This is a genomic window from Sphingomonas caeni, from assembly GCF_026013415.1.
In the GTDB taxonomy this organism is placed as follows: Bacteria; Pseudomonadota; Alphaproteobacteria; order Sphingomonadales; family Sphingomonadaceae; genus Sphingomonas; species Sphingomonas caeni.
Map to the genome: position 1 here is coordinate 209,102 of NZ_JAPDOK010000002.1, position 20,396 is coordinate 229,497.

Genomic DNA, 20,396 nt, shown 5'->3' on the forward strand with positions numbered 1-20,396 from the left:
ATGGCTTCCAACGACAGACGTACCTTCGCGATCATCTCGCATCCCGACGCCGGCAAGACCACGCTCACCGAAAAGCTGCTGCTGTTCGGCGGCGCGATCCATCTCGCCGGCGAGGTCAAGGCGCGCGGCGCCGCAAGGCGGGCGCGGTCGGACTGGATGAAGATCGAGCAGCAGCGCGGGATTTCGGTGACGTCGAGCGTGATGACCTTCGAGCGGGAGGGGATCACCTTCAACCTGCTCGATACGCCGGGGCACGAGGATTTCTCGGAAGACACCTACCGCACGCTGACCGCCGTGGACTCGGCGGTGATGGTGATCGACGCCGCCAAGGGCATCGAGCCGCAGACGCGCAAATTGTTCGAGGTGTGCCGGCTGCGCAGCGTGCCGATCATCACCTTCGTCAACAAGGTCGACCGCGAGGGGCGCGAGGTGTTCGCGACGCTCGACGAGATCGCCGACATGCTCGCGCTCGACGTGGTGCCGATGACCTGGCCGGTGGGCATGGGCGGGCAGTTCGAGGGCATTTACGACCTGGTCGATCACCGGCTGCTGCTCCCCGAGGGCGATAGCCGCGAGTTTCAGGGGAAGGTCGAGCAAACTTCGGGCCTCGACGATCCGAAGCTCGACACGATCCTGAGCGCGCAGGGCGTGGCCAGGCTGCGCGAGGAAGTCGAGCTGGCGGGGGTCGGCTATCCGGCCTTCGATGCCGAGGCCTATCGCAACGGCGACCTGACGCCGGTCTATTTCGGATCGGCGCTCAAGGAATTCGGGGTCGATTCGCTGATCGACGCGATCGCGCGCTACGCGCCGCCGCCGCATGCGCTGCCCGCCGAGCCCGCGCCGGTCTCGCCCGACGAGCCGCAGGTCACCGGCTTCGTGTTCAAGGTCCAGGCCAATATGGACCCCAATCACCGCGACCGGATCGCGTTCATGCGGCTCGTCTCGGGGACGTTCAAGCGCGGCATGAAACTGACCCCGACCGGGCATGGCAAGCCGATCGCGATCCATTCGCCGATCCTGTTCTTCGCGCGCGAACGCGAGCTGGCCGACGAGGCGTTTCCGGGCGACATTATCGGCATCCCCAATCACGGGGTGCTGCGCGTCGGCGATACGCTGAGCGAGCGGGCGGATGTGCGCTTCACCGGGCTGCCGAACTTCGCGCCCGAGATCCTGCGCCGCGTGGTGCTCAAGGATCCGACCAAGACCAAGCAGCTTCGCAAGGCGCTCGACGACATGGCCGAGGAGGGGGTGACGCAGGTCTTCTATCCCGACATCGGCTCGAACTGGGTGATCGGCGTGGTCGGCCAGCTCCAGCTCGACGTGCTGCTCAGCCGGCTCGAGGCGGAGTATAAGGTCGCGGCGGGGCTCGAGATGGCGCCGTTCGAGACCGCGCGCTGGATTTCGTCGGAGGATCCGGCGGGCCTCAAGAGCTTCGCCGAACTCAACCGCGGCGGCATGGCCAAGGACCGCGACGGCAATCCGGTATTCATGGCCAAATCGGCGTGGGAGGTCGGTTACCTCACCGAGCGCTATCCGGCGGTGAAGTTCGCGGCGACGCGCGAACGCTAGAGAAAACGGGCCGGACGGTAGCGAGGGATTAGCGCGCGTCCGGCCCGCAAACTCCCGAAAGGCAAGACCCTCGGAGGCACGCCGCCATAATGGGCGAAACGGGGCGCGCTGGGCAGTCAGGGAAACGCCGGAGTCGCTTCGTTACTTCGCGCTAATCTACCCATTCGTCGCGCAGCGGCTTGGCCGCGAGCCACATCAGCAGCGCGGCGACCAGATAGCAGACAAGACTGAACAGCATCGCGTAGCGCAGCGATTCGGTGCCGAACACAGGCGCCAGTGCGTCGGCCAGGCCGCCGAGGATATAGATGCCCGCGCCCAGCCCGATCAGGTTGTTGATCAGCAGGAAGCTCGCCGAGGCGGTCGCGCGCATCGGCGCGGGGACGAGGTGCTGGACCGCGGCGATCACCGGAGCGAGCCAGATATAGGCGAGCGCCTGCGGCACGACGAAGAAGCAGAAGGCCGCGGTGACGGTACCCGACATCACCCCGCCCGCGAACAGGGGCACCGCGAGGACGAAAGCAATGGCGGGCAGGCGCGCATAGGCCGCCTTGTCGCGCCCGCCCAGCCGGTCGCCGATGAACCCGCCCGCGAGCACCCCGGCGACCCCGCCGATCAAAAGGATCGCGCCGTAGAAATTGCCGGTCTGTGCGGGATCGAGCCCGAAGCTCTCCTTCATCAGCGTCGGCAGCCAGAAGGCGAGGCCATAGCCGAGCATCGAGCTGGCCGAGGCGCCGAAGGCGAGCAGCCAGAAGCTCCGCTTGCGCGCGAGGATCGCGAAGACCTGGGCGAAGGAGGTGCCGCCGGCGGCGCTTCGCTCGCGCGGGGCCTCGCGGACGACGAGGCGGAAGAGCGGGGCGATCAGCAGGCCGAGCCCGCCCACGACGAGGAAGGCCGCGCGCCAGTCGACCGATTTCGCGATATGCCCGCCGAGCATCACCCCCGCCGCCGAACCGAGCGGGATGCCGAGCGAATAGATGGCGAGCGCGCGGGCGCGGCTGCCCGCGGGGAAATAGTCGGCGATCACCGCATAGGAAGGCGCGACCCCGCCCGCCTCGCCGACGCCGACGCCGAGGCGGCAGAGGAAGAGCTGGGTGAAACCGCTCGCCATCCCGCACAAGCCGGTGAAGCCGCTCCACACCGCGAGGCTGCCGGTAATCACCCAGGTCCGGCTGGTGCGGTCGGCGAGCCAGGAGAGGGGGATCGCCAGCGTCGAATAGACGCTCGCAAAGGCGATCCCGCCGAGCAGCCCGAGCTGGCTCTTGGTCAGATGCAGCTCGGCCATGATGCCGGGCGCGAGGATCGACAGGATCTGCCGGTCGATGAAGTTGAAGGTGTAGACGAGCAGCAGCATCGCCAGCACGGCACCGCGATAGGCGGGGGTAGCGGGGGCAGCGTCGGCCATGGGCGATTCCTCAAAAGAAACGGGCCGGGAGTCGTGTGACGCCCGGCCCGGAAGGTTGGTGCGAGGAGCTCGCCTTAGAACTTGACCGAACCGGTCACGAAAATCTGGCGCGGATTGCCGTAATAGGCGGTCAGCACGCCCTCATTGCCGAGCGTCGGGATATAGGCGCCGCCCGCGGTCTTGTTGAAATTGCCGGTATCCGGGTTCTGGCTGAGGAAGTTGTAGCCGGAAACGATGTAATGCTTGTCGGTCAGGTTGCGGCCGTGCAGCCCGACCGAGAAGTGATCGTCGATGTCCCAGACGATGTTGGCATCGAACAGGGTGTAGGCCGGCTGGTCGAGCATCGGCGTGCGCAGCTCGAACTGCTGCGAGGCGCCGCGGTACGAGGCGGTGCCGCTGACCGTCAGCTCGCCGCCGCCGATCGGCACCGCATAGGTGAGCGTGCTGCTCGCGGTCCAATCGGGCGTGTTCTGGATCGCGCGGCGATCGGCGACATCCAGGCCCCGCGAGTCGATGTAGTGGAGATATTTGGCGTCGAGATAGCCGAGGCTCCACGAATAGGTCAGCTTGCCGCTGTCGCCGCGCATCAGCACGGCATTGCCCTCGAACTCGACGCCGCGGATGCGCGCCTTGGCGGCGTTGGTGGTGATGCCGATAAAGGTCTGCTGGCCATTGACGGTCGTGCCGATCGAGCCCGGGACCTGGACGTCGGTATATTCGGAATCGAACACCGCGACTGCCCAGTTGAGCCGGTGCTCCCACATCGTCGCCTTCCAGCCGATCTCATAGGTATCGACCGTCTCGGGATCGAACGCCATGAAGGCATAGACTTCCTGCGGGGTGCAGGCGCCGCCCGCCGAACTGCGGCAGGCGCTGGTCTGGCCGCGCGGATCGAAGCCGCCGCCCTTGAAGCCCTGCGACCAGCTTGCATAGATGGTGTGGTCGGCGCTGGGGCGGAACGTCAGCGAGACGCGCGGGGTGAACTTGCCGAAATCGGCGTCGCCGTTGAAGTCCGACGTGGTGGCGAACAGGGTGCCGGTGCCGCCGAAGAGCGGCGAGCCGCCGCCCAGATAGGTGCGGCGCAGCACCGTCGCCTTGCGGTTGTCCCAGGTATAGCGCCCGCCGGCCGAGACGCTGAACATGTCGTTCAGATCATAGGAGAAGTCGCCGAAGATCGAGGTCGTCTTGGTCTTCACGTCGCCAAAGGTCTGCGCGGTCACGCCGCCGGGGAGGCGCACGTCGAACACCGTGTGCGCCTTGGCGTTGAGATAATAGACGCCGATGAGCCCGTGGAACTTGCCGCTGTCGATCAGGAACTGGCCTTCCTGGCTGAACTGCTCGTTATTGTAGAAGGCGGGCACATCGACGTTCACCGACGCCAGCGCGTCGAAATCGATCGGGGTGGCGCTGTCGTCCTTGCGATAGCCGGTGATCGAGCGGAAGGTCAGCCAGTCATAGGGCTTGTAGTCGATATAGAGCGATCCGCCGTATGATTTGACATCCTGCTTCGGGTCGAGCAGCCCGCCTTGCGAATCATAGACATTGGCGAGCACCGGCGTGCCGGTCGCGATGCCGGGGATCAGCCGGTGACCGCCCCGGGTGTTGCTCGTGTCATGGGTATAGTCGCCCGACAGGCGCACGAAGATCAGGCCGCCCTCCGGCGCAAGCTCGATCGTGCCGCGCGCCGCCCAGATATTCTTGTTGTAATTGTCCTGGCCGGTGGTGAGGTTCGTGCCGAAGCCCTCATGCCCGAGCCGCGCGATCGCGGCACCGACCTTGAGCCCATCGACGACGGGCGTGCTGCCGCTCACGACGAAATCGGCCTGCTTGTAGCTGCCAAAGGCGCCGCGCAGGCTGATGTGCGGGTCGTTGTCGAGCCGGCGCGTGACATATTTGACCGCGCCGCCCACGGTGTTGCGGCCGTAGAGCGTGCCCTGGGGCCCGCGCAGCACCTCGATCCGCTCGACGTCATAGATGTCGAGGACGGCGGCCTGGGGGCGGTTCAGATAGACATCGTCGATATAGATGCCGACGCCCGCCTCGAACCCGGCGACCGGATCCTGCTGGCCGACGCCGCGGATGAAGGCCGAGAGGGTCGAATTGGTGCCGCGCGACACTTCGAGGGTCACGTTGGGGGTGGTGGCGGCGACATCGGTGATGTCGAGCGCGCCGTTCTGCTCGAGCGCCGCGCCGCTGAACGCGGTGACGGCGATCGGCACGTCCTGGAGCGATTCCTCGCGACGCCGCGCGGTGACGACGATCTCGCCGTCATAACCTTCGCTCGCCTGGGTATCGGCGGGCGGCGTGTCCTGCGCAAGCGCGGGAACGGCGGTCAGCGCGGCGAATGCGGCGCCGGCGAAGAGAATGGTACGGGCTGACGGAAACAGTCGCGACATCAGGTCTTTCCTCCCCATGATGGACCCGCTCTATTGGACGGGTTGAATGTGGTTGCCGGACGCTATACTGAAACCTGAACCAGGTTTCAACTTGGGATCGAGGGAGGGCCGGAAAATGGCAAGCGGGAGTGGCATTGCGGCCACAGCTGAGGAGGAAGCGACCGGAATCGGCCCGGGATCGAGCCTTGATCCGAGCCCGTCCTCGAGCAAGGAGCCGAGGACCGCGCGCGGGCGCCGGACGCTGCGCGCGATCCTCGATGCCGCGGCGGTCGAGTTCGGCGAGAAGGGGTTTCACGAGGGCTCTATCAGCGGGATCACGCGGCGCGCGGGCGTCGCGCTCGGCAGCTTCTACACCTATTTCGATTCGAAGGATGAGGTGTTCCGCGCGCTGGTGCGCGACATGAGCGAGCAGGTGCGCGAGCATGTCGGCCCGGCGATCCGCTCTGCGCCCGATCAGATCGCGGCGGAGCGCGCGGGCCTGCTCCACTTCATCAGGTTCGCGCGCGAGCACAAGGAGATCTACCGGATCATCGACGAGGCCGAGTTCGTCGATCCCGAAAGCTTCCACATGCATTATGCGACCACCGCCGAACGCATCGGCGCGCGCCTGAAGGCGGCGGCCGAACGCGGCGAGCTGCGCGACGATATCTCGGAGATCCACGCCTGGGCGATCATGGGGATGAACGTGTTCCTGGGGCTGCGCTACTCGGTGTGGGACGATGCGATGGACCCCGAGACGATCGCCGATACGGTCGCCTCGATGCTCGCGCGGGGGATCGGCAAGGCGGCCGATTGACGGCAGCCGAAGCCGGGTCTCTGCTGTTCGCGGACAGGGGAGACGAGTCGATGATCACCGGCGCGCATGTGATGCTCTATTCCACCGATGCCGATGCGGACCGCGCCTTTCTGCGCGACGTGCTGGAGCTGCCCAATGTCGATGTCGGCGGGGGCTGGCTGATCTTCCGGCTGCCGCCCTCGGAGATGGCGGTGCATCCCTCGGAGGGGAGCAGCCATGAGCTCTATCTCATGTGCGAGTCGATCGATGCGACTGTCGCGCATATCCGCGCGAAGGGCTTCGAATGCAGCGAGCCGTTCCAAGCCTCATGGGGCCGCGCGACGGGGGTGACGATGCCGGGCGGGAGCAAGCTCGGCATCTATGAGTCGCGGCACGCGCGGCCTTAGGCGGCGCCCGCGACGACCAGCCCGGCGGCGAAGGGCGTGACGACCGCGACGATCTGCATCCAGAGCGGCTGGGGCACGAACAGCGCGCCGACCACGCCGGCGAACGCCATCAGCACCGCCACCATCCACCCCGCGGTCGACCAGCCTGCCGCGCGGACGGCGATCAGCCCGCCCACCAGCGTGGCGATCGCCCAGCTGCCCGCGACCAGCGCGTGCGCGGCCAGCGGCGCTGCCGCGAGCGCGGTGCCCCAGGCCTGGGGGCTCTGCCAGTCGAAGGCCGGCCAGGGGAAGAGATAGAGGTTGAGCTTCGCCAGCCCGGCGACGACCGCAAGGCCGATCGCGGTGCCGATCAGCACGCCCAGCAGCTTTCGCATGCCCCTAACCCCCAAGATTCGCCCCGGGGGAATGGTTATCCTCAATCGCTGAGGGTTGCCAACCTGGGTTAGGAGCGCGGACCGACCGGCATCGGGACACGATCGGCGAAGCGCCGGGCGTCGCGCCGGCAGGCGGCGGCGACCACCGGATAATCGAGATCGGTGTTGCGGCCGAGCGCGGCGGGCATTGCCGCCTCGCACTGGGCGGCCGATTCGTAACGGATGGGCTCGACGCGTTCCTGCCGGCAAGCGGTGCCCGCATCGTCGCAGCCCATGATCGCCATCACGAAGAAGACCGGTTCCATCGCGCGTTCCTTTCGGGGATTCAACCAACGGGGACCCACGCTGTTCCGGCCAAGCGTTGCATCGGCGCGGCGGGCGCCCCAAATCGGGGGCGATGACGCCGCAAGATCCCGCCCCCGCGCCCGAGCGCCCGATGCTCGGCACGCTGCGGCGCTTCCTCCCTTATCTCTGGCCCGCCGACGCGCCGGCGCTGCGGGCGCGGATCGTGATCGCGATGCTGCTGGTGGTCGCGTCGAAGATCGTCCAGGTCTATGGCGTTTCCTATTCGCTGAAATATGCGTTCGACGCGATGTCAGCCGGGCGGCGCGACGCACTATGGCTGGTAATGGCGCTGGTCGGCGGCTACGCGGCGGCGCGTTTTTCGACCACCATGTTCGACAATCTGCGCAACGTCGTGTTCGAGCGCGTCGGGCAGGAGGCGACGCGGCGGCTGGCGGCGAACGTGTTCCGCCACCTCCACAATCTCTCGCTGCGTTTCCACCTCGAGCGGCGGACCGGCGCGGTCACGAAGGTGGTCGAGCGTGGGACCAAGAGCATCGACACGATGCTCTATTTCCTGCTCTTCAACATCGCTCCGACCCTGCTCGAGCTCTGCATGGTGGTGCAGATCTTCTCCTCCAGCTTCGACTGGCGGTTGACCGCGGCAACGCTGGCGATGGTGGTGATCTATATCGGCTTTACGCGCTGGGTGACCGACTGGCGATCGAAGCTGCGCGCGCAGATGAACGACCTCGATACCGGCGCGGTCGCGCACGCGGTCGATTCGCTGCTCAACTTCGAGACGGTCAAATATTTCAACGCCGAGGAGCGCGAGGCGCGGCGCTACGACAATGCCGTCGCGGCCTATGCCCGCGCGGCGACGGTGAGCGAGAATTCGCTCGCCTGGCTCAATATCGGCCAGGGGCTGATCACCGGCACGATGCTGGGCGGGGGCATGGCGGCGATCGTCTATGGTTGGGCGACGGGGCGATTGACCACGGGCGACGTCGCGCTGGTCCAGACCCTGCTGAGCCAGCTGTTCCGCCCGCTCGACCTGCTCGGCATGGTCTATCGCACCGTCAGGCAGGGCGTGATCGACATGGGGGCGATGTTCGACCTGATCGATACGCCTTCCGAAGTGGTCGATGCCCCGGGCGCGACGGCGCTCGACGTGAGCAAGGGCCATGTCCGCTTCGAGGGCGTGCAGTTCGCCTATGATCCCGAACGGGAAATCCTGAAGGGCATCGATCTCGACGTGCCGGCGGGGACGACGCTGGCGGTGGTGGGGCCTTCGGGCGCGGGCAAATCGACCCTCGCGCGGATCCTCTACCGTTTCTACGACCTGACCGGCGGGCGCGTGACGATCGACGGGCAGGATATCGCGCAGGTGACCCAGGCGAGCCTGCGCGCGGCGATCGGGATCGTCCCCCAGGACACGGTGCTGTTCAACGACACGATCGGCTACAATATCGCCTATGGCCGCGAGGGCGCCGGCGCGGACGAGATCGCCGATGCCGCGCGCGGGGCGGCGATCGCGGGGTTCATCCAGTCGCTTCCGCAAGGGTTCGAGACGCGTGTGGGCGAGCGCGGGCTCAAGCTTTCCGGCGGCGAGAAGCAGCGCGTCGCGATCGCGCGCACCTTGGTCAAGAACCCGCCGATCCTGATCCTCGACGAGGCGACCAGCGCGCTCGACAGCCGGACCGAGGCCGATATCCAGGCGACGCTCGAAGCCATCGGCCGGGGCCGCACGACGATCGTCATCGCGCATCGGCTCTCGACCGTGGTCCATGCCGACCAGATCGTCGTACTCGAAAGCGGGCGCGTGGCGGAGCGGGGCACGCATGCCCAATTGCTCAGGAAGAAAGGCCCTTATGCCGAAATGTGGGCGCGGCAGGCGCAGGAGCGCGAGGCCGAGGCGGCGGAGTAGCGCCCGCCGCCATTCCATGCTTTGTTCGAGGCGATAGCCGGGGAGAGTGCGATGCGGGGTTGGGGTTTGGCGATGGCGGCGGCCGCGCTGGTAGCGGCGGCGCCCGCCGCGGCGCAGGCGATCGCTCTCAAGCCGGGCGAGGCGGTGACGATCCACGTCACCGGCAAAGACAGCTTCGAGATCGTCAATCGCGGCCCGGCGGTCCTCAATGACTACGACAAGGCGGTGATCCGCGAGATCGGCAAGGGCAGCTATGCCGACGCGCCGACCGATACCACCAGCCCGGCCACGGTGAGCGACGAGATGCCCGATCCGCCCGAGATCCGCCAGGGCGTGGTCAAGCTGAGCCTGGTCGCGATCCCGAACAACCAGTTCATGCTGATCGTCGAGAATGGCTATCCCCAGGCGCTCAAATATCGCGCGCGGCTGCTGATCGGCGACCGCACGGGGTTCGCCAATGTCTGCCTCGTCAAGCCGGTGCGCGGCACCTATGAGCATTGGCCGTTCAAGGTCGATTCGACCGAGATTGTCGGGATCGAGCTGCGCGAATGGCAGCAGGGCGACGCCCAGCCGTGCGAGGAATAACAGCATGACCGGCTTGCTCATCGCGCTGGGTGCGCTCGCGGCGATCGGCGCCGTGCTGGCGGCCTGGACCTTCATCATCGTCCGCAAGATCGACGCCGCATTGCCCGCACAGGGGCAATGGGTCGAGGTGAGCGGGGGCCGCATCCATTATGTGGCAATGGGCCCCGAGGACGCCGCCGGCCCGCCTTTGGTGATGATCCACGGTATCCTCGCCCAGTTGCGCCATTTCTCCTATGCGCTAGCCGAGCGGATGGCCGCGGACCACCGCGTCATCCTGATCGACCGGCCCGGCTGGGGCCATTCGGCGATCAGCGGCAAAAAGCCCGGCATCGCCGCGCAGGCCGACATGATCGCCGAGGCGCTGGGCAGGCTGGGCATCGAGAAGCCGGTGCTGGTCGGCCATTCGATGGGCGGGGCGGTGAGCCTCGCGCTGGCGCTGCGCCATCCCGAACTGCCGCGCGCGCTCGCGCTGATCGCCCCCTTCACCCAGCCGGTGCCGGTGGTGGTCGATACGTTCCGCGGGCTGGTGGTGCCGCAGCGGATCGCGCCGATCATCGCCTGGACATTGAGCGTGCCGATCGCGGTCAAATCGGGGGGGGACAAGGCCGCGCAGGCCTTTTCCCCCGATCCGGTGCCCGCCGATTTCGGGATCAGGGGCGGCGGCCTGCTCGCGATCAAGCCGGCCAGCTTCCAGATGGGCGTGTTCGAACTCGCCACCGCCAATCCCGAGATGGAGAAGCTTGCCTCCCGCTATGGCGAACTCAGCCTGCCGGTGGCGATCCTCTATGGCCGGGGCGACTATCTGCTCGATCCCGAGCTGCACGGCGTCAAGACCGCCGCGGCGATCCCGGGCGCAACGCTCGCGCTGATTGAGGGCGGGCATATGCTCCAGGTGATCTGGCCCGACGAAACCGAGGCGTGGCTGCGCGGCGTGCTGAAATAAAACGCGTCGCGTTTCGAGTCGCGGCGGTGCGAAAAAGGCGCTGAAAGCCCGTACCCGTTCAGCGGCAGCTGAGCGTCACCCGCCTGGCGCGCTTGTCGAACAGGATCGACGAGCAGCGATCGAGATAGTCGCGCCCGATCAGCAGCCGCTGCTCGCCCTTGCGCTTCTTCGCGCCCACCACGACGATCTCGTCGGGATCGCCCGCATCGGCCTCGCCTTCGGGGATGCTCGCGGCGCTGCCGAAATCGCCGGTGCGGACCATCACGCCGGCGATCGACAGCGGCCCGACGCTGAGCGGGGTGGCGAGCGCCATGTGGCGAACCGGGCGCTCGACCCCGAGATGGATCTTCATGCGCGCAGGCTCGGAATCGAACCGCCCGCCATTCGACGCCGCGATGCTCGCCCCGGCGCTGGCGGTGGCGAAGCTGCGCGGGCGATCAAGATTGAACATCACCGCGATCCGCTCGCCCCCAACGTCCAGATAGATGCCCATGCCCGAACGGCCGAAATCGGCGAGCGGGAGCGAGACGCTGCGCTCGCCGGGCATGGCGGGGCCGAGCACGAAGCGCACGCGGTCCGCCGCGAGCGCGCCGGGACCGGCCGCCCCGTCGGCGCCCTCGACATAGGGGGCAGTGAACCAGCCGACGCGGCGCTTGAACTCGCCATCGCCGAAATCGAGGCGGATCACCGCGGTCTGGCCGCCGACCTTGACTGGGCCCACGCGCGCCTGGAACCCGATCCAGCCGGCGCGGAACCCCGCGCGCGCGGCAAAATCGGGGTTGAAGATCGGCGAGGTGGGGGCGCCCGGATCGATGCGCAGCCGCGCGGGGACCCCGCCGGCGGTGATCGCGAGGGTCCGGTCGCCGGTGATCATCCGCTCGCCGGAATCGGCCGCGCCGGCCAGCAGCAGCGCCGCGGCGGCGAACGCATATCCTGTCGTCATTGTCCCTCCAGCTTCGCCCCCTGGCGAGGCTGGCGGCAAAGCATGGCCGAAACGGGGCTGCGATAGGGCTTTCGAAGTGCCGCCGGCTGTGCTCTCCTGCATGTCGAGGGAGAGGGCGATGCGGAACTGGATGATCCCGTTGATGGCGGCCGCCGCGGCGGCGATGGCGCCTGCCAACGCGGCGGCGCAGATCGCGATCGCAGTCAATGAGAGCCTGACGCTGCGGGTCGACGATTCGGGCAAGGCCGAAGTGGTCAAGCGCGAGCGGGCCCAGCCCTCGGCCTATGACCAGGCGGTGATCAAGGGCTTCTTCGCGGGAGCCTATGACGAAGGCGTGGGTGACAAATCGGTGCCGGTCGATTCCGCGGGTCCGCTGCCCCCCGCTCCGCCGGTCGCGCCCGGCCAGATCCGCATCAGCTTTGTCGGAATCGCCGACAGGAACGAGGCGGTGCTGATCGTCGAGAACGGCTATGGCGAAGCGCTACGCTACCACATCACCGTCAAGGGCGGCTCGCAGACCTATTATCCCGATGTGTGCATGGTCGCCCCCGGGCGCCGCGGCTATGAGCGGTTCCCGGTGCAGCTCGACGGCGGCACGCTGACGGGGCTCGAACGGGTGACCTGGTCGCGCGGCGATCCGCTGCCCTGCCTGAAATGAGGAGCGGAACGATGCGCGGACTGATCTTCTTCGCGGCCTTGGCAATGGCGGTGCCGGCAAGCGCCCAGGTGACGCTGACGCCCGGGCAGGGCGTGACCGTGGCGGTGAGCGCCGGGGGCAAGGTGAGCGCCGAACGCGTGCATCCGGCCGCGCTGGCGCCCGACGATCTGGAGGCGGTGGGCATGCTTCGCGACTCCTATCCGGCCATCCAGAAATCCCAATCGGATCCGAAGGGCGTGTTGCCGGCCATCCCGATGCGGAACAGCCGGGTACCCGCCGGACCGATCAAGCCCGACCGTATCGAAATCGTCTTCGAGGTGATCGACGGCAAGGATTCGGTGCTCGCGATCCGTAACGGCTATGGCCAGGGCCTCACCTATCGCGCGCAGATCACCGCGCGCGGGCGGACCGCGCCGACCGATGTCTGCCTCGTGATGCCCGGCAAGCGCGGCTATGAGCATTGGCCCTATGCGATCGACCGGATCGAGCTGACCGAGCTCACCCTGGCCGATTGGACGCCCGATCAGGGAATCCCCTGCCGCTAGGGTCCAGCTCAATCAGCGCGCCAGGCCGGGTCGTCCCAGCATGTGAAAGTTGACACTAGCTTCACACTATCGCGCATGTTTCCGCCGCGCAGTTCGCGGGAGGGAAACGCCTGGTTCGCCAGGTGCGGATCGACAGGGTCGAAGAGCGGCCGGGGCGACCGGTTGGGCGAACCAAGCAGGCGAAATCCTACATTGCAAGGCCTTGGGAAGCGATGCGTTGAAGCCAAAGCGAATGAACACCGACGTCGACTGCGCCAAGGCCGACCTGATCGAATATGCGGCTTATCCCGACGCGCTGCGTGGCTTTCTGAGCGGGCTGGGCTATCTGCGCGGAGTGAACGCGCCGCTCGACATCCTCCATTCGACCTTCGGCTTTCCCGCCTTTCGCGGCGTCCAGGAGCGCGTGATCGATCGGGTGATGGCGGGCGCGAACACGCTGGCGGTGATGCCGACGGGCGCGGGCAAGTCGCTCTGCTACCAGATTCCGGCGCTGGCGCTGGAGGGGACGTGCATCGTCCTGTCGCCGCTGATCGCGCTGATGCACGATCAGCTGCGCGCCGCCGAGGCGGTGGGCATCCGCGCGGCGACGCTCACCAGCGCCGACGCGAATCGCGAGGAGACGGTCGAGCGGTTCCGGGCCGGCGAGCTCGACCTGCTCTATGCCGCGCCCGAGCGCGCATCGGGGGAGGGGTTCCGCATCCTGCTGCGCAGCACGAAGATCGCCCTGTTCGCGATCGACGAGGCGCATTGCGTCTCCGAATGGGGGCATGATTTCCGGCCCGATTATCGCCTGCTCAGGCCGCTGCTCGACAGCTTTCCGGAGGTGCCGCGGCTCGCGCTGACCGCGACCGCCGACGCGCATACCCGCGCCGATATCCTCGAGCAGCTCGGCATCCCGCAGGACGGGCTGATCATCGCGGGGTTCGACCGGCCCAATATCCGCTACGTCATCTCGCCGCGCGAAAACACCAGCGCGCAGGTCGCCGATCTGGTCGCCGCGGAGCCCGGGCCGGGGATCGTCTATGCGCAGACGCGGACCGCAGTGGACAAGCTCGCGGAAAAGCTGGGAAGCGGCGGACGGCCGGTGCTGCCCTATCATGCCGGGCTCGATCCCGCGGTCCGCAGGCGCAACCAGGCGGCGTTCGTGGCGTCGGAAGAGATGGTGATCGTCGCGACGGTGGCGTTCGGGATGGGGATCGACAAGCCGGATGTCCGCTTCGTCGCGCATGCCGGACTGCCGAAATCGATCGAGGCCTATTATCAGGAGACCGGCCGCGCGGGGCGCGATGGCGATCCGGCGGTAGCGCATCTCTTCTGGGGGGCGGAGGATTTCGCCAGGGCGCGGCAGCGGATCGGCGAGGTCGAACCCGCCAGGCAGGCTGGCGAGCGAACGCGGCTCAACGCGCTGGGGGCGCTGGTCGAGACCTCGGGGTGCCGGCGGCGGATATTATTGCGGCATTTCGGGGAGGAATCGCCCGAAAACTGCGGCAATTGCGACAATTGCCTCAACCCCCCGAGCGCGATCGATGCGACCTTGGTCGCGCAGAAATTCCTCTCCGGCGTGTTCCGCACGGGGCAGATGTTCGGCGTCGGCTATGTCGAGAGCATCCTGCTGGGGGCATCGACCGAGCGGAGCCTGATGAACGGGCATGAGCGGCTGTCGGTCTTCGGGATCGTCGAGGGCGAGGAAGCCGCGCTGATCAAGCCGGTGGCGCGTGCGCTGCTGCTCAAGGATGCGCTGAGGGCCAATCCGCATGGCGGGCTCGAATTCGGGCCCGGCGCGCGGGCGATCCTGAAGGGCGAGGCCGGGCTGTCGCTGGTGTTGCCGCCCAAGCGCGAGCGGCGGCGCAAGGGGCCGGGTTCGAGAGGGGCCGGGGGCGCTGCCAACCCGGTCGGCGATCCGCTGTTCGAGGCGCTCAGGGCAAAGCGGCGCGAACTCGCGCTCGCGGCGCAGGTGCCGCCCTATGTGATCTTCCACGATTCGGTGCTGCGCGACATGGCGGCGGCGCGGCCCGCGAGCCTCGACGCGCTCGGCACCATCTCCGGCGTTGGCGCGCGCAAGCTGGAGGCTTATGGAGAAGCCTTTCTGGCGGTGATCGGCGAGCATGGAGGGGATCGATGAGGTGGGTTGCGAGCGCGCTGCTGCTGGCCTGTACGGGCTGCATGCCCGGCGCGCCGGAGAATGCGGCGAATGCCTCGGCGAACATCGTCGAGAATGTCACCGTCATCGAAGACACGGACGAGGCGCCGCCGCCCGCCGTCAATGAGGCCGAGACGGTCAATGCGGCGACGACCGAGGCCGCGGCGGGGGCGAACGGGCTGCCGGCCGAGGTCCAGACGTTCATCGAGCGGCGCGAGGGCTGCGAGCATTGGGCGGGCGAGCCCGATTTCGACGAAGCGCGGCGCAAGCAGATCGAGGACGCGGTGAAGGAGCTTTGCCCGGGGATCGACACCCAGCTCGAAGCGCTACGCAAGCGCTACTCCAAGGATCCCGAGGTCGTCGCCGCGCTCAAGGATTTCGAACCGCTGGGAATGGAGCCCTGATGACCGACATTCGCCGTATCGACGACCGCATCTCGGTGGCTCCACAGATCAGCCCCGAGGACGTGGCCGAAATCGCCGCGCGGGGCTTTGCCGTCATCGTCAACAACCGGCCCGATGGCGAGGAAACGGGCCAGCCCGACAGCGACGCGATCGGCGCCGCGGCGCGGGCGGCCGGGCTGGCCTATTACACGATCCCCGTGGTGCCGGCAGGCTTCCATCAATCGAATGTCGAGTCGATGGCCGGGGTGATGGCCGAGGCCAAGGGACCGGTGCTCGCCTATTGCCGCTCGGGAACGCGCTCGTGCAACCTGTGGGCGCTGGCCGAGGCGAGCAAGGGCGGCGACCCCGAGACGCTGGTGCAGAAGGGCGCCGGCGCCGGCTATGACCTGAGCGCGATGCGCCCGGTGCTCGAAACGCTTTCGCAGCGGGCATGAACCCGTTCGTCGTCACCGGCGCCTCGATCGTTGCGATCCTGGTGCTTGCCGCAATCGCCTGGGGCCTGAAGCTCGGCGGCGGCGAGATCGCCGACGAGGCGCAGGCGATGCGCGAGGCCGAGGCGATCCTGTCGGGTTTCGACGCCGAGCGCGCGGTGGTCGCGTCGGACGGCCAGGCGGCGCTGGTCCATGGCCGCGACGGCAGCGTGGCGCTGCTCAAGCAGCACGGCGTCCATGTCGCGGGGCGGCGGCTGACGTTGCCGCTCGACACGACAGCGAGCCCCGAGGGACTGATCGTGGCGAGCGGCGAGGCGCGCTTCGGCAGCGTGCTGCTGCGCGGGGTGAGCGGGGTCTAGCCTCTTGTTCCCCGCTCATGCCGAAGGAGCGCGTTCCTCCACATGCGTGAGCAAGTCGAAATAGTGGCGCAGCGCCGCGATGCCGCGGTCGAAATAGGCGACGTCGCGGTGCGTGCGCGCCTGCATCACCCCGCCCTCCATCGTCGTCAGCACCAGCTCGGCGAGCGCCTTGCGGTCGAGATCGGGGGGGAGGCGATCGGCGGCGTCGGCGAGGCAGGCTTCGATCGCCCCGGTCCAGCCGGTGAAGTTGACCGCAAGCAGATCGCGCACCACCGGATCGGCCTCGTGCAGCTCGAGCGCGAGGCTGCCGATCGGGCAGCCATAGGCGCAATCGGTCTCGACGATCGCGCGGCGATAAAAGGCGAGCAACGCGAAGATGCGCTCGACCGGGTCCTCGACCCCCTCCCAGGCCGGGGTGACGAGCATCGGATAAAGGCCCTCGCGATACGCCTCGAGCACCGCGATCAATATGTCCTGCTTGCCCGGAAAGGCGTGATAGAGGCTGCCCGAATTGAGCTGGGTGCGGCTGAGGATGTCGGCGATAGAGGTGGAATTATACCCCTTGGACCAGAACAGATCCATCGCGGCCTCGACGATCCTGTCGCGCGACGTCCGGGCTTGGGGGGGCATGACGGCTCCTTCGATTCAATTTGATTGAACACTCAACCAAGCACCATGTCAACCCGTGCCCCCGGGCCGTGACAGGCTGCTGACACTGAGGTAAGCAAGGGCGATGCCGCCCGTTCTGCCCAAGCCCGTCGATCTCGCGGTTCCCGCCTTCGTGCTGCTGGTGCTTGCCGAAATGCTGGTCGCCTGGGCCAAGGACCGGAAACGCTATTGCCCGAAGGATACGCTGACTTCGCTCGCGCTGGGGACGGGCAGTTCGGTCGCGGGGATCATCACCGGCGGCGCGGTCTATGCGCTGGCGCTGTGGCTCTATCAGTATCGCATCTTCACGATCGGCTGGGCCTGGTACTGGTTCGTGATCTGCTTCGTCGTGGACGACCTGGCCTATTACGTCTTCCATCGCAGCGCGCACCGCGTGCGCTGGTTCTGGGCGAGCCATGTCATCCATCATTCGAGCCAGCATTATAACCTGTCGACCGCGCTCAGGCAGACCTGGACGGGCTTCATCAGCATCGCCTTCATTTTCCGCATTCCGCTGTTCCTGATCGGCTTTCCGCCCGAAATGGTGATCTTCGTCGGCGGGCTGAACCTGATCTACCAGTTCTGGATCCATACCGAGATGATCGGGCGGATGCCGCGCTGGTTCGAGGCGGTGATGAACACGCCGTCGCACCACCGCGTCCACCACGCGACCAATGCCCGCTATCTCGACAAGAATTATGCCGGGGTGTTCATCGTCTGGGACCGCTGGTTCGGCACTTTTGTCGAGGAGCGCGACGACGACCGGCCGCGCTATGGCATCGTCAAGGACCTGGGCAGCTTCAACCTGCTCTGGGCGGCGTTCCATGAGTGGATCGGGATCGCCAAGGACGTTTGGCAGGCGCCGACGCTCAGCGCCAAATGGAATTATATGGCCAAGCCGCCAGGCTGGAGCCATGACGGCAGCCGCGACACCAGCGAGATCATCAAGGCGCGCTGGGAAGCGAAGCAGCAAGTCGCGGCACCCGCCGAATGAGCGAGCCCGAGCGGACCCATGGCGCGGGCGAGGATATTCCGGGCACACCGGGTCCGTTTCCGTTCGGGCTGATTGCGTTCGCCTTTGCCGGAGTGTCCGCGATGCTTGCGGCCATGCTGTTCTTTGCCGGCGGCGCTGCCCCGGTCTGGCCGCTGTGCGTCTTCGCCGCCATTGGCTGGGCTGTGTTCGGCGTCACCGCGCTGTTCCACGGACAATGGAAGGGGCCGCTGCTCGGTCTGCCGGTGATGATCGCGCCGTGGATCGCGATGTACGTCTTGATCATGCGCGCGTTCGCGCCAGAGTAGGCCGCCGGAGCCAAGGGGGAAGCGAGCGTGGAAGAAGCCGATATCGTCGTCATCGGGTGCGGTTCGGGCGGAAGCGCGGCGGCGGGGCGGCTGAGCGAGGACGGGAAATACAGCGTCGCCGTGCTCGAGGCGGGCGGGCGCAACACCAGCCTCAAGACGATCATGCCCGGCATGATGCCCTTCCAGACCGACAAGACCAACTGGCGCTTCGAGACGGTGCCGCAGCGCGGGCTCGACGGGCGGCGCGGCTATCAGCCGCGCGGGCGCGGCATGGGCGGCTCCTCGGCGATCAATGCGATGCTCTATATCCGCGGCCATCCCCAGGATTATGACGAGTGGCGCGATCTGGGCTGCCCAGGCTGGGGCTGGGACGATGTGCTGCCCGTCTTCAAGCGCGCCGAGCATAATGTGCGCGGGGGCGATGATTTCCACGGCGCCGACGGCCCGCTCTGGGTGAGCGACCAGCGCGACGCGCATCCGGGCAGCCATGCCTTCGTCCAGGCGGGCGCGGCGCTGCAAATCCCGGTCAACGAGGATTTCAACGGGGCGCGGCAAGACGGGGTGGGCATCTATCAGGTGACCCAGAAGAATGGCGAGCGCTGGACCGCGGCGCGCGCCTATCTGGGCGAGGCGGGCAAGCGTGAGAATCTGACGATCCTGACCGACTCGCTGGTCGAGCGCGTGCTGTTCGAGGACGGGCGCGTCTGGGGCGTGGCCTATCAGCAGGATGGGCAGCCCCGGGTGATCCGGGCAAAGCGCGCGGTGATCATGGCGGGCGGCGCCTTCCAGACGCCGCAGCTGCTGATGCTATCCGGCATCGGGCCCGCCGAGCATCTCAAGGAGATGGGGATCGCGGTGAAGGTCGACCGGGCGGCGGTGGGCGCAGACCTGCAGGACCATATCGACTATGTCGCGGCGTTCGAGACCAAGGGGAGCTTCTTCCTCGGCCATTCCCCGATCGGCACGCTCAAGGGAATGGGATCGATGATCCAGTGGCTCGCGACGCGGCGGGGCACGATGACCTCGCCCTTTGCCGAGGCCGGGGGGTTCATCGCGACCGATCCGAATTCGGACGTGCCCGATATCCAGTTCCACTTCCTGATCGCGATCGTCGAGGATCATGGGCGCACGCAGGTGAAGGGGCATGGCTTCAGCTGCCATGCCTGCGTGCTCAGGCCCGAGAGCCGGGGGAGGGTGCGGCTGCAATCGCTCGATCCTGCCGCGCCGCCGCTGATCGACCCCGATTTCCTGGGCGATCCGCGCGATGTCGAGACATTGAAACGCGGCGTACGCGCGATGTACCGCATCCTCGAGACCCCGCCGCTCAGCGATTACAAGGGTCGCGACCGCTATCCGATCGACCTGAACGACGATGTCGCGCTCGAGCGGCTGATCCGGGCGCGGGCGGACACCGTCTATCACCCGGTCGGCACCGCGCGGATGGGATCGGACGCCGACGCGGTGTGCGATCCCCGGCTGCGCGTGCGCGGGGTGGAGGGGCTCTACATCGCCGACGCCTCGATCATGCCGCGGCTGGTGGGCGGCAACACCAACGCGCCGAGCATCATGATCGGCGAGCGCTGCGCCGATTTCGTGCGGGCCGATTTGGGCTAGCGCATGACGATGGGCGCGATGGTCGGCGTGGCTTCGGGGACATTCAACGTCGGCGGCGAATCGGCTTCGCGTTTCAGCCAGAAGCTGCCTGGAGCGTCCACCCGGATTCCGCACAACATACGGCCCCGGACCCACCCCTGATAGTGGATCATGGGCGCATCACGAGTCGCCGGCAACTCGATCTCGATCGTCTCGCCGGCGATCGTCCATGTGCCGATGAGCGACCCGATGCGGACCTCGTGATTTTCGTACAAATCCCAGTGGCTTGACCCGCCACCACTTGCCTTCCCGGCCCAGCGTCCGATCGGATGCGGCGGACCGTCAACCTTCGTGCCTTTGCAAGCCCATGCCACCGTGCCTCTGGCTGGCTTGGCCGGCTGCGGGGGTATAGGCGAGGATCCTGCCGGCGGAACGATCTTCGGCGGCGTGAAGACCCACACCACGAAGTTGCGTATCGGACCGTCGATCGCGGTAACGACCGCCGCGCCGCCGCCCAGCAAGGTCCCTACGGCGGCGATCGCGCGCCAGCGACTGGTGTGATTATCGCCTTCCACCTTCCTCCCCCCTCGAAGATTTCGGCAGTGTTATCTTCGTAAAGGAGCAATCCTCGCACGCCTTGTCCAGCGGCAATTCGATATTCCACCAGTCCCGCGCTACAAAAAAGGACCGGTGGGAATGCCACCGGTCCAGTGTGT

Annotated in this window: 22 protein-coding genes; 15 read left to right on the top strand and 7 right to left on the bottom strand. The window is 67.3% G+C overall.

Going from position 1 to position 20,396, the window contains the following annotated elements:
- Window positions 1-1,569 (top strand): peptide chain release factor 3, encoded by a 1,569-nt coding sequence (locus OF829_RS05615; protein ID WP_264939004.1) that lies wholly within the window; start codon window positions 1-3, stop codon window positions 1,567-1,569.
- Between the two features lie 151 nt (window positions 1,570-1,720).
- Here OF829_RS05615 and OF829_RS05620 read toward each other — a convergent pair whose 3' ends face one another.
- Window positions 1,721-2,971, bottom strand: a complete 1,251-nt coding sequence (locus OF829_RS05620; protein WP_264939005.1) for a spinster family MFS transporter — start codon at window positions 2,969-2,971, stop codon at window positions 1,721-1,723.
- A 74-nt stretch (window positions 2,972-3,045) separates the two neighbouring features.
- Window positions 3,046-5,367, bottom strand: a complete 2,322-nt coding sequence (locus OF829_RS05625; protein ID WP_264939006.1) for a TonB-dependent receptor — start codon at window positions 5,365-5,367, stop codon at window positions 3,046-3,048.
- Window positions 5,368-5,482: 115 nt separating this feature from the next.
- Here OF829_RS05625 and OF829_RS05630 point away from each other — a divergent pair, with 115 nt between their 5' ends.
- The gene (locus tag OF829_RS05630; RefSeq protein WP_264939007.1) at window positions 5,483-6,163 is read left to right on the top strand and encodes a TetR/AcrR family transcriptional regulator; all 681 of its coding nucleotides are present in this window, start codon (window positions 5,483-5,485) and stop codon (window positions 6,161-6,163) included.
- 50 nt (window positions 6,164-6,213) lie between these two features.
- Entirely contained in the window at window positions 6,214-6,549 is a 336-nt protein-coding gene (locus OF829_RS05635) for a VOC family protein (protein ID WP_264939008.1), read from the top strand.
- On the opposite strand, the gene OF829_RS05640 is transcribed toward OF829_RS05635, so the two are convergent.
- Both OF829_RS05640 and OF829_RS05645 read right to left on the bottom strand, forming a co-directional pair.
- On the bottom strand, window positions 6,546-6,923 hold the full coding sequence (locus OF829_RS05640) for a hypothetical protein (RefSeq protein WP_264939009.1): 378 nt from the start codon (window positions 6,921-6,923) through the stop codon (window positions 6,546-6,548). The two genes, OF829_RS05635 and OF829_RS05640, sit on opposite strands and share 4 nt — an antisense overlap.
- 68 nt (window positions 6,924-6,991) lie before the next feature.
- Window positions 6,992-7,228, bottom strand: a complete 237-nt coding sequence (locus OF829_RS05645) for a hypothetical protein (RefSeq protein WP_264939010.1) — start codon at window positions 7,226-7,228, stop codon at window positions 6,992-6,994.
- Window positions 7,229-7,320: 92 nt separating this feature from the next.
- Here OF829_RS05645 and OF829_RS05650 point away from each other — a divergent pair, with 92 nt between their 5' ends.
- Genes OF829_RS05650 through OF829_RS05660 form a run of 3 tightly spaced genes read left to right on the top strand, consistent with a single transcriptional unit; the run spans window position 7,321 to window position 10,660 of the window.
- Window positions 7,321-9,132 carry an ABCB family ABC transporter ATP-binding protein/permease gene (locus OF829_RS05650; protein WP_264939011.1) on the top strand — a complete coding sequence of 604 codons (1,812 nt, stop codon included), beginning with the start codon at window positions 7,321-7,323 and terminating at the stop codon, window positions 9,130-9,132.
- A gap of 51 nt (window positions 9,133-9,183) precedes the next feature.
- Window positions 9,184-9,717 (top strand): hypothetical protein, encoded by a 534-nt coding sequence (locus tag OF829_RS05655; RefSeq protein ID WP_264939012.1) that lies wholly within the window; start codon window positions 9,184-9,186, stop codon window positions 9,715-9,717.
- A 4-nt stretch (window positions 9,718-9,721) separates the two neighbouring features.
- On the top strand, window positions 9,722-10,660 hold the full coding sequence (locus OF829_RS05660) for an alpha/beta fold hydrolase (RefSeq protein WP_264939013.1): 939 nt from the start codon (window positions 9,722-9,724) through the stop codon (window positions 10,658-10,660).
- Window positions 10,661-10,718: 58 nt separating this feature from the next.
- Here OF829_RS05660 and OF829_RS05665 read toward each other — a convergent pair whose 3' ends face one another.
- Window positions 10,719-11,603 (bottom strand): hypothetical protein, encoded by an 885-nt coding sequence (locus tag OF829_RS05665; RefSeq protein ID WP_264939014.1) that lies wholly within the window; start codon window positions 11,601-11,603, stop codon window positions 10,719-10,721.
- A 118-nt stretch (window positions 11,604-11,721) separates the two neighbouring features.
- On the opposite strand from OF829_RS05665, the gene OF829_RS05670 reads away from it, so the two are divergent.
- From OF829_RS05670 to OF829_RS05695, 6 genes are all read left to right on the top strand, one after another.
- The gene (locus OF829_RS05670) at window positions 11,722-12,261 is read left to right on the top strand and encodes a hypothetical protein (protein ID WP_264939015.1); all 540 of its coding nucleotides are present in this window, start codon (window positions 11,722-11,724) and stop codon (window positions 12,259-12,261) included.
- Window positions 12,262-12,272: 11 nt separating this feature from the next.
- Window positions 12,273-12,806 carry a hypothetical protein gene (locus OF829_RS05675; protein ID WP_264939016.1) on the top strand — a complete coding sequence of 178 codons (534 nt, stop codon included), beginning with the start codon at window positions 12,273-12,275 and terminating at the stop codon, window positions 12,804-12,806.
- Window positions 12,807-13,038: 232 nt separating this feature from the next.
- Complete coding sequence (recQ, locus tag OF829_RS05680; protein WP_406701404.1) at window positions 13,039-14,928, top strand: DNA helicase RecQ; 1,890 nt, start codon at window positions 13,039-13,041, stop codon at window positions 14,926-14,928.
- Complete coding sequence (locus tag OF829_RS05685; protein ID WP_264939017.1) at window positions 14,925-15,350, top strand: hypothetical protein; 426 nt, start codon at window positions 14,925-14,927, stop codon at window positions 15,348-15,350. Before recQ ends, OF829_RS05685 begins: the two co-directional genes overlap by 4 nt.
- Window positions 15,350-15,784, top strand: a complete 435-nt coding sequence (locus OF829_RS05690; protein ID WP_264939018.1) for a TIGR01244 family sulfur transferase — start codon at window positions 15,350-15,352, stop codon at window positions 15,782-15,784. Before OF829_RS05685 ends, OF829_RS05690 begins: the two co-directional genes overlap by 1 nt.
- Window positions 15,781-16,140, top strand: a complete 360-nt coding sequence (locus OF829_RS05695; RefSeq protein WP_264939019.1) for a hypothetical protein — start codon at window positions 15,781-15,783, stop codon at window positions 16,138-16,140. Before OF829_RS05690 ends, OF829_RS05695 begins: the two co-directional genes overlap by 4 nt.
- A gap of 15 nt (window positions 16,141-16,155) precedes the next feature.
- Here the strand turns inward: OF829_RS05695 and OF829_RS05700 are convergent, their stop codons facing one another.
- Window positions 16,156-16,770, bottom strand: a complete 615-nt coding sequence (locus OF829_RS05700) for a TetR/AcrR family transcriptional regulator (protein WP_264939020.1) — start codon at window positions 16,768-16,770, stop codon at window positions 16,156-16,158.
- Between the two features lie 103 nt (window positions 16,771-16,873).
- On the opposite strand from OF829_RS05700, the gene OF829_RS05705 reads away from it, so the two are divergent.
- The 3 genes from OF829_RS05705 to OF829_RS05715 are packed head-to-tail and all read left to right on the top strand — an operon-like array spanning window position 16,874 to window position 19,701.
- Window positions 16,874-17,782, top strand: a complete 909-nt coding sequence (locus OF829_RS05705; protein ID WP_264939021.1) for a sterol desaturase family protein — start codon at window positions 16,874-16,876, stop codon at window positions 17,780-17,782.
- Window positions 17,779-18,087 (top strand): hypothetical protein, encoded by a 309-nt coding sequence (locus OF829_RS05710; RefSeq protein ID WP_264939022.1) that lies wholly within the window; start codon window positions 17,779-17,781, stop codon window positions 18,085-18,087. The genes OF829_RS05705 and OF829_RS05710 overlap by 4 nt, the downstream gene beginning before the upstream one ends.
- Before the next feature lie 27 nt (window positions 18,088-18,114).
- The gene (locus tag OF829_RS05715; RefSeq protein ID WP_264939023.1) at window positions 18,115-19,701 is read left to right on the top strand and encodes a GMC family oxidoreductase; all 1,587 of its coding nucleotides are present in this window, start codon (window positions 18,115-18,117) and stop codon (window positions 19,699-19,701) included.
- Here the strand turns inward: OF829_RS05715 and OF829_RS05720 are convergent.
- Window positions 19,698-20,255: a hypothetical protein gene (locus OF829_RS05720; RefSeq protein ID WP_264939024.1), complete on the bottom strand. Its 558-nt coding sequence runs from the start codon at window positions 20,253-20,255 to the stop codon at window positions 19,698-19,700. The two genes, OF829_RS05715 and OF829_RS05720, sit on opposite strands and share 4 nt — an antisense overlap.
- Between the last annotated feature and the right edge of the window lie 141 nt (window positions 20,256-20,396).

Coding starts and splice junctions, on each gene's coding strand:
- OF829_RS05615 (WP_264939004.1), top strand. CDS start 1: ATGGCTTCCAACGACAGACGTACCTTCGCGATCATCTCGCATCCCGAC.
- OF829_RS05620 (WP_264939005.1), bottom strand. CDS start 2,971: ATGGCCGACGCTGCCCCCGCTACCCCCGCCTATCGCGGTGCCGTGCTG.
- OF829_RS05625 (WP_264939006.1), bottom strand. CDS start 5,367: ATGTCGCGACTGTTTCCGTCAGCCCGTACCATTCTCTTCGCCGGCGCC.
- OF829_RS05630 (WP_264939007.1), top strand. CDS start 5,483: ATGGCAAGCGGGAGTGGCATTGCGGCCACAGCTGAGGAGGAAGCGACC.
- OF829_RS05635 (WP_264939008.1), top strand. CDS start 6,214: ATGATCACCGGCGCGCATGTGATGCTCTATTCCACCGATGCCGATGCG.
- OF829_RS05640 (WP_264939009.1), bottom strand. CDS start 6,923: ATGCGAAAGCTGCTGGGCGTGCTGATCGGCACCGCGATCGGCCTTGCG.
- OF829_RS05645 (WP_264939010.1), bottom strand. CDS start 7,228: ATGGAACCGGTCTTCTTCGTGATGGCGATCATGGGCTGCGACGATGCG.
- OF829_RS05650 (WP_264939011.1), top strand. CDS start 7,321: ATGACGCCGCAAGATCCCGCCCCCGCGCCCGAGCGCCCGATGCTCGGC.
- OF829_RS05655 (WP_264939012.1), top strand. CDS start 9,184: ATGCGGGGTTGGGGTTTGGCGATGGCGGCGGCCGCGCTGGTAGCGGCG.
- OF829_RS05660 (WP_264939013.1), top strand. CDS start 9,722: ATGACCGGCTTGCTCATCGCGCTGGGTGCGCTCGCGGCGATCGGCGCC.
- OF829_RS05665 (WP_264939014.1), bottom strand. CDS start 11,603: ATGACGACAGGATATGCGTTCGCCGCCGCGGCGCTGCTGCTGGCCGGC.
- OF829_RS05670 (WP_264939015.1), top strand. CDS start 11,722: ATGCGGAACTGGATGATCCCGTTGATGGCGGCCGCCGCGGCGGCGATG.
- OF829_RS05675 (WP_264939016.1), top strand. CDS start 12,273: ATGCGCGGACTGATCTTCTTCGCGGCCTTGGCAATGGCGGTGCCGGCA.
- recQ (WP_406701404.1), top strand. CDS start 13,039: ATGAACACCGACGTCGACTGCGCCAAGGCCGACCTGATCGAATATGCG.
- OF829_RS05685 (WP_264939017.1), top strand. CDS start 14,925: ATGAGGTGGGTTGCGAGCGCGCTGCTGCTGGCCTGTACGGGCTGCATG.
- OF829_RS05690 (WP_264939018.1), top strand. CDS start 15,350: ATGACCGACATTCGCCGTATCGACGACCGCATCTCGGTGGCTCCACAG.
- OF829_RS05695 (WP_264939019.1), top strand. CDS start 15,781: ATGAACCCGTTCGTCGTCACCGGCGCCTCGATCGTTGCGATCCTGGTG.
- OF829_RS05700 (WP_264939020.1), bottom strand. CDS start 16,770: ATGCCCCCCCAAGCCCGGACGTCGCGCGACAGGATCGTCGAGGCCGCG.
- OF829_RS05705 (WP_264939021.1), top strand. CDS start 16,874: ATGCCGCCCGTTCTGCCCAAGCCCGTCGATCTCGCGGTTCCCGCCTTC.
- OF829_RS05710 (WP_264939022.1), top strand. CDS start 17,779: ATGAGCGAGCCCGAGCGGACCCATGGCGCGGGCGAGGATATTCCGGGC.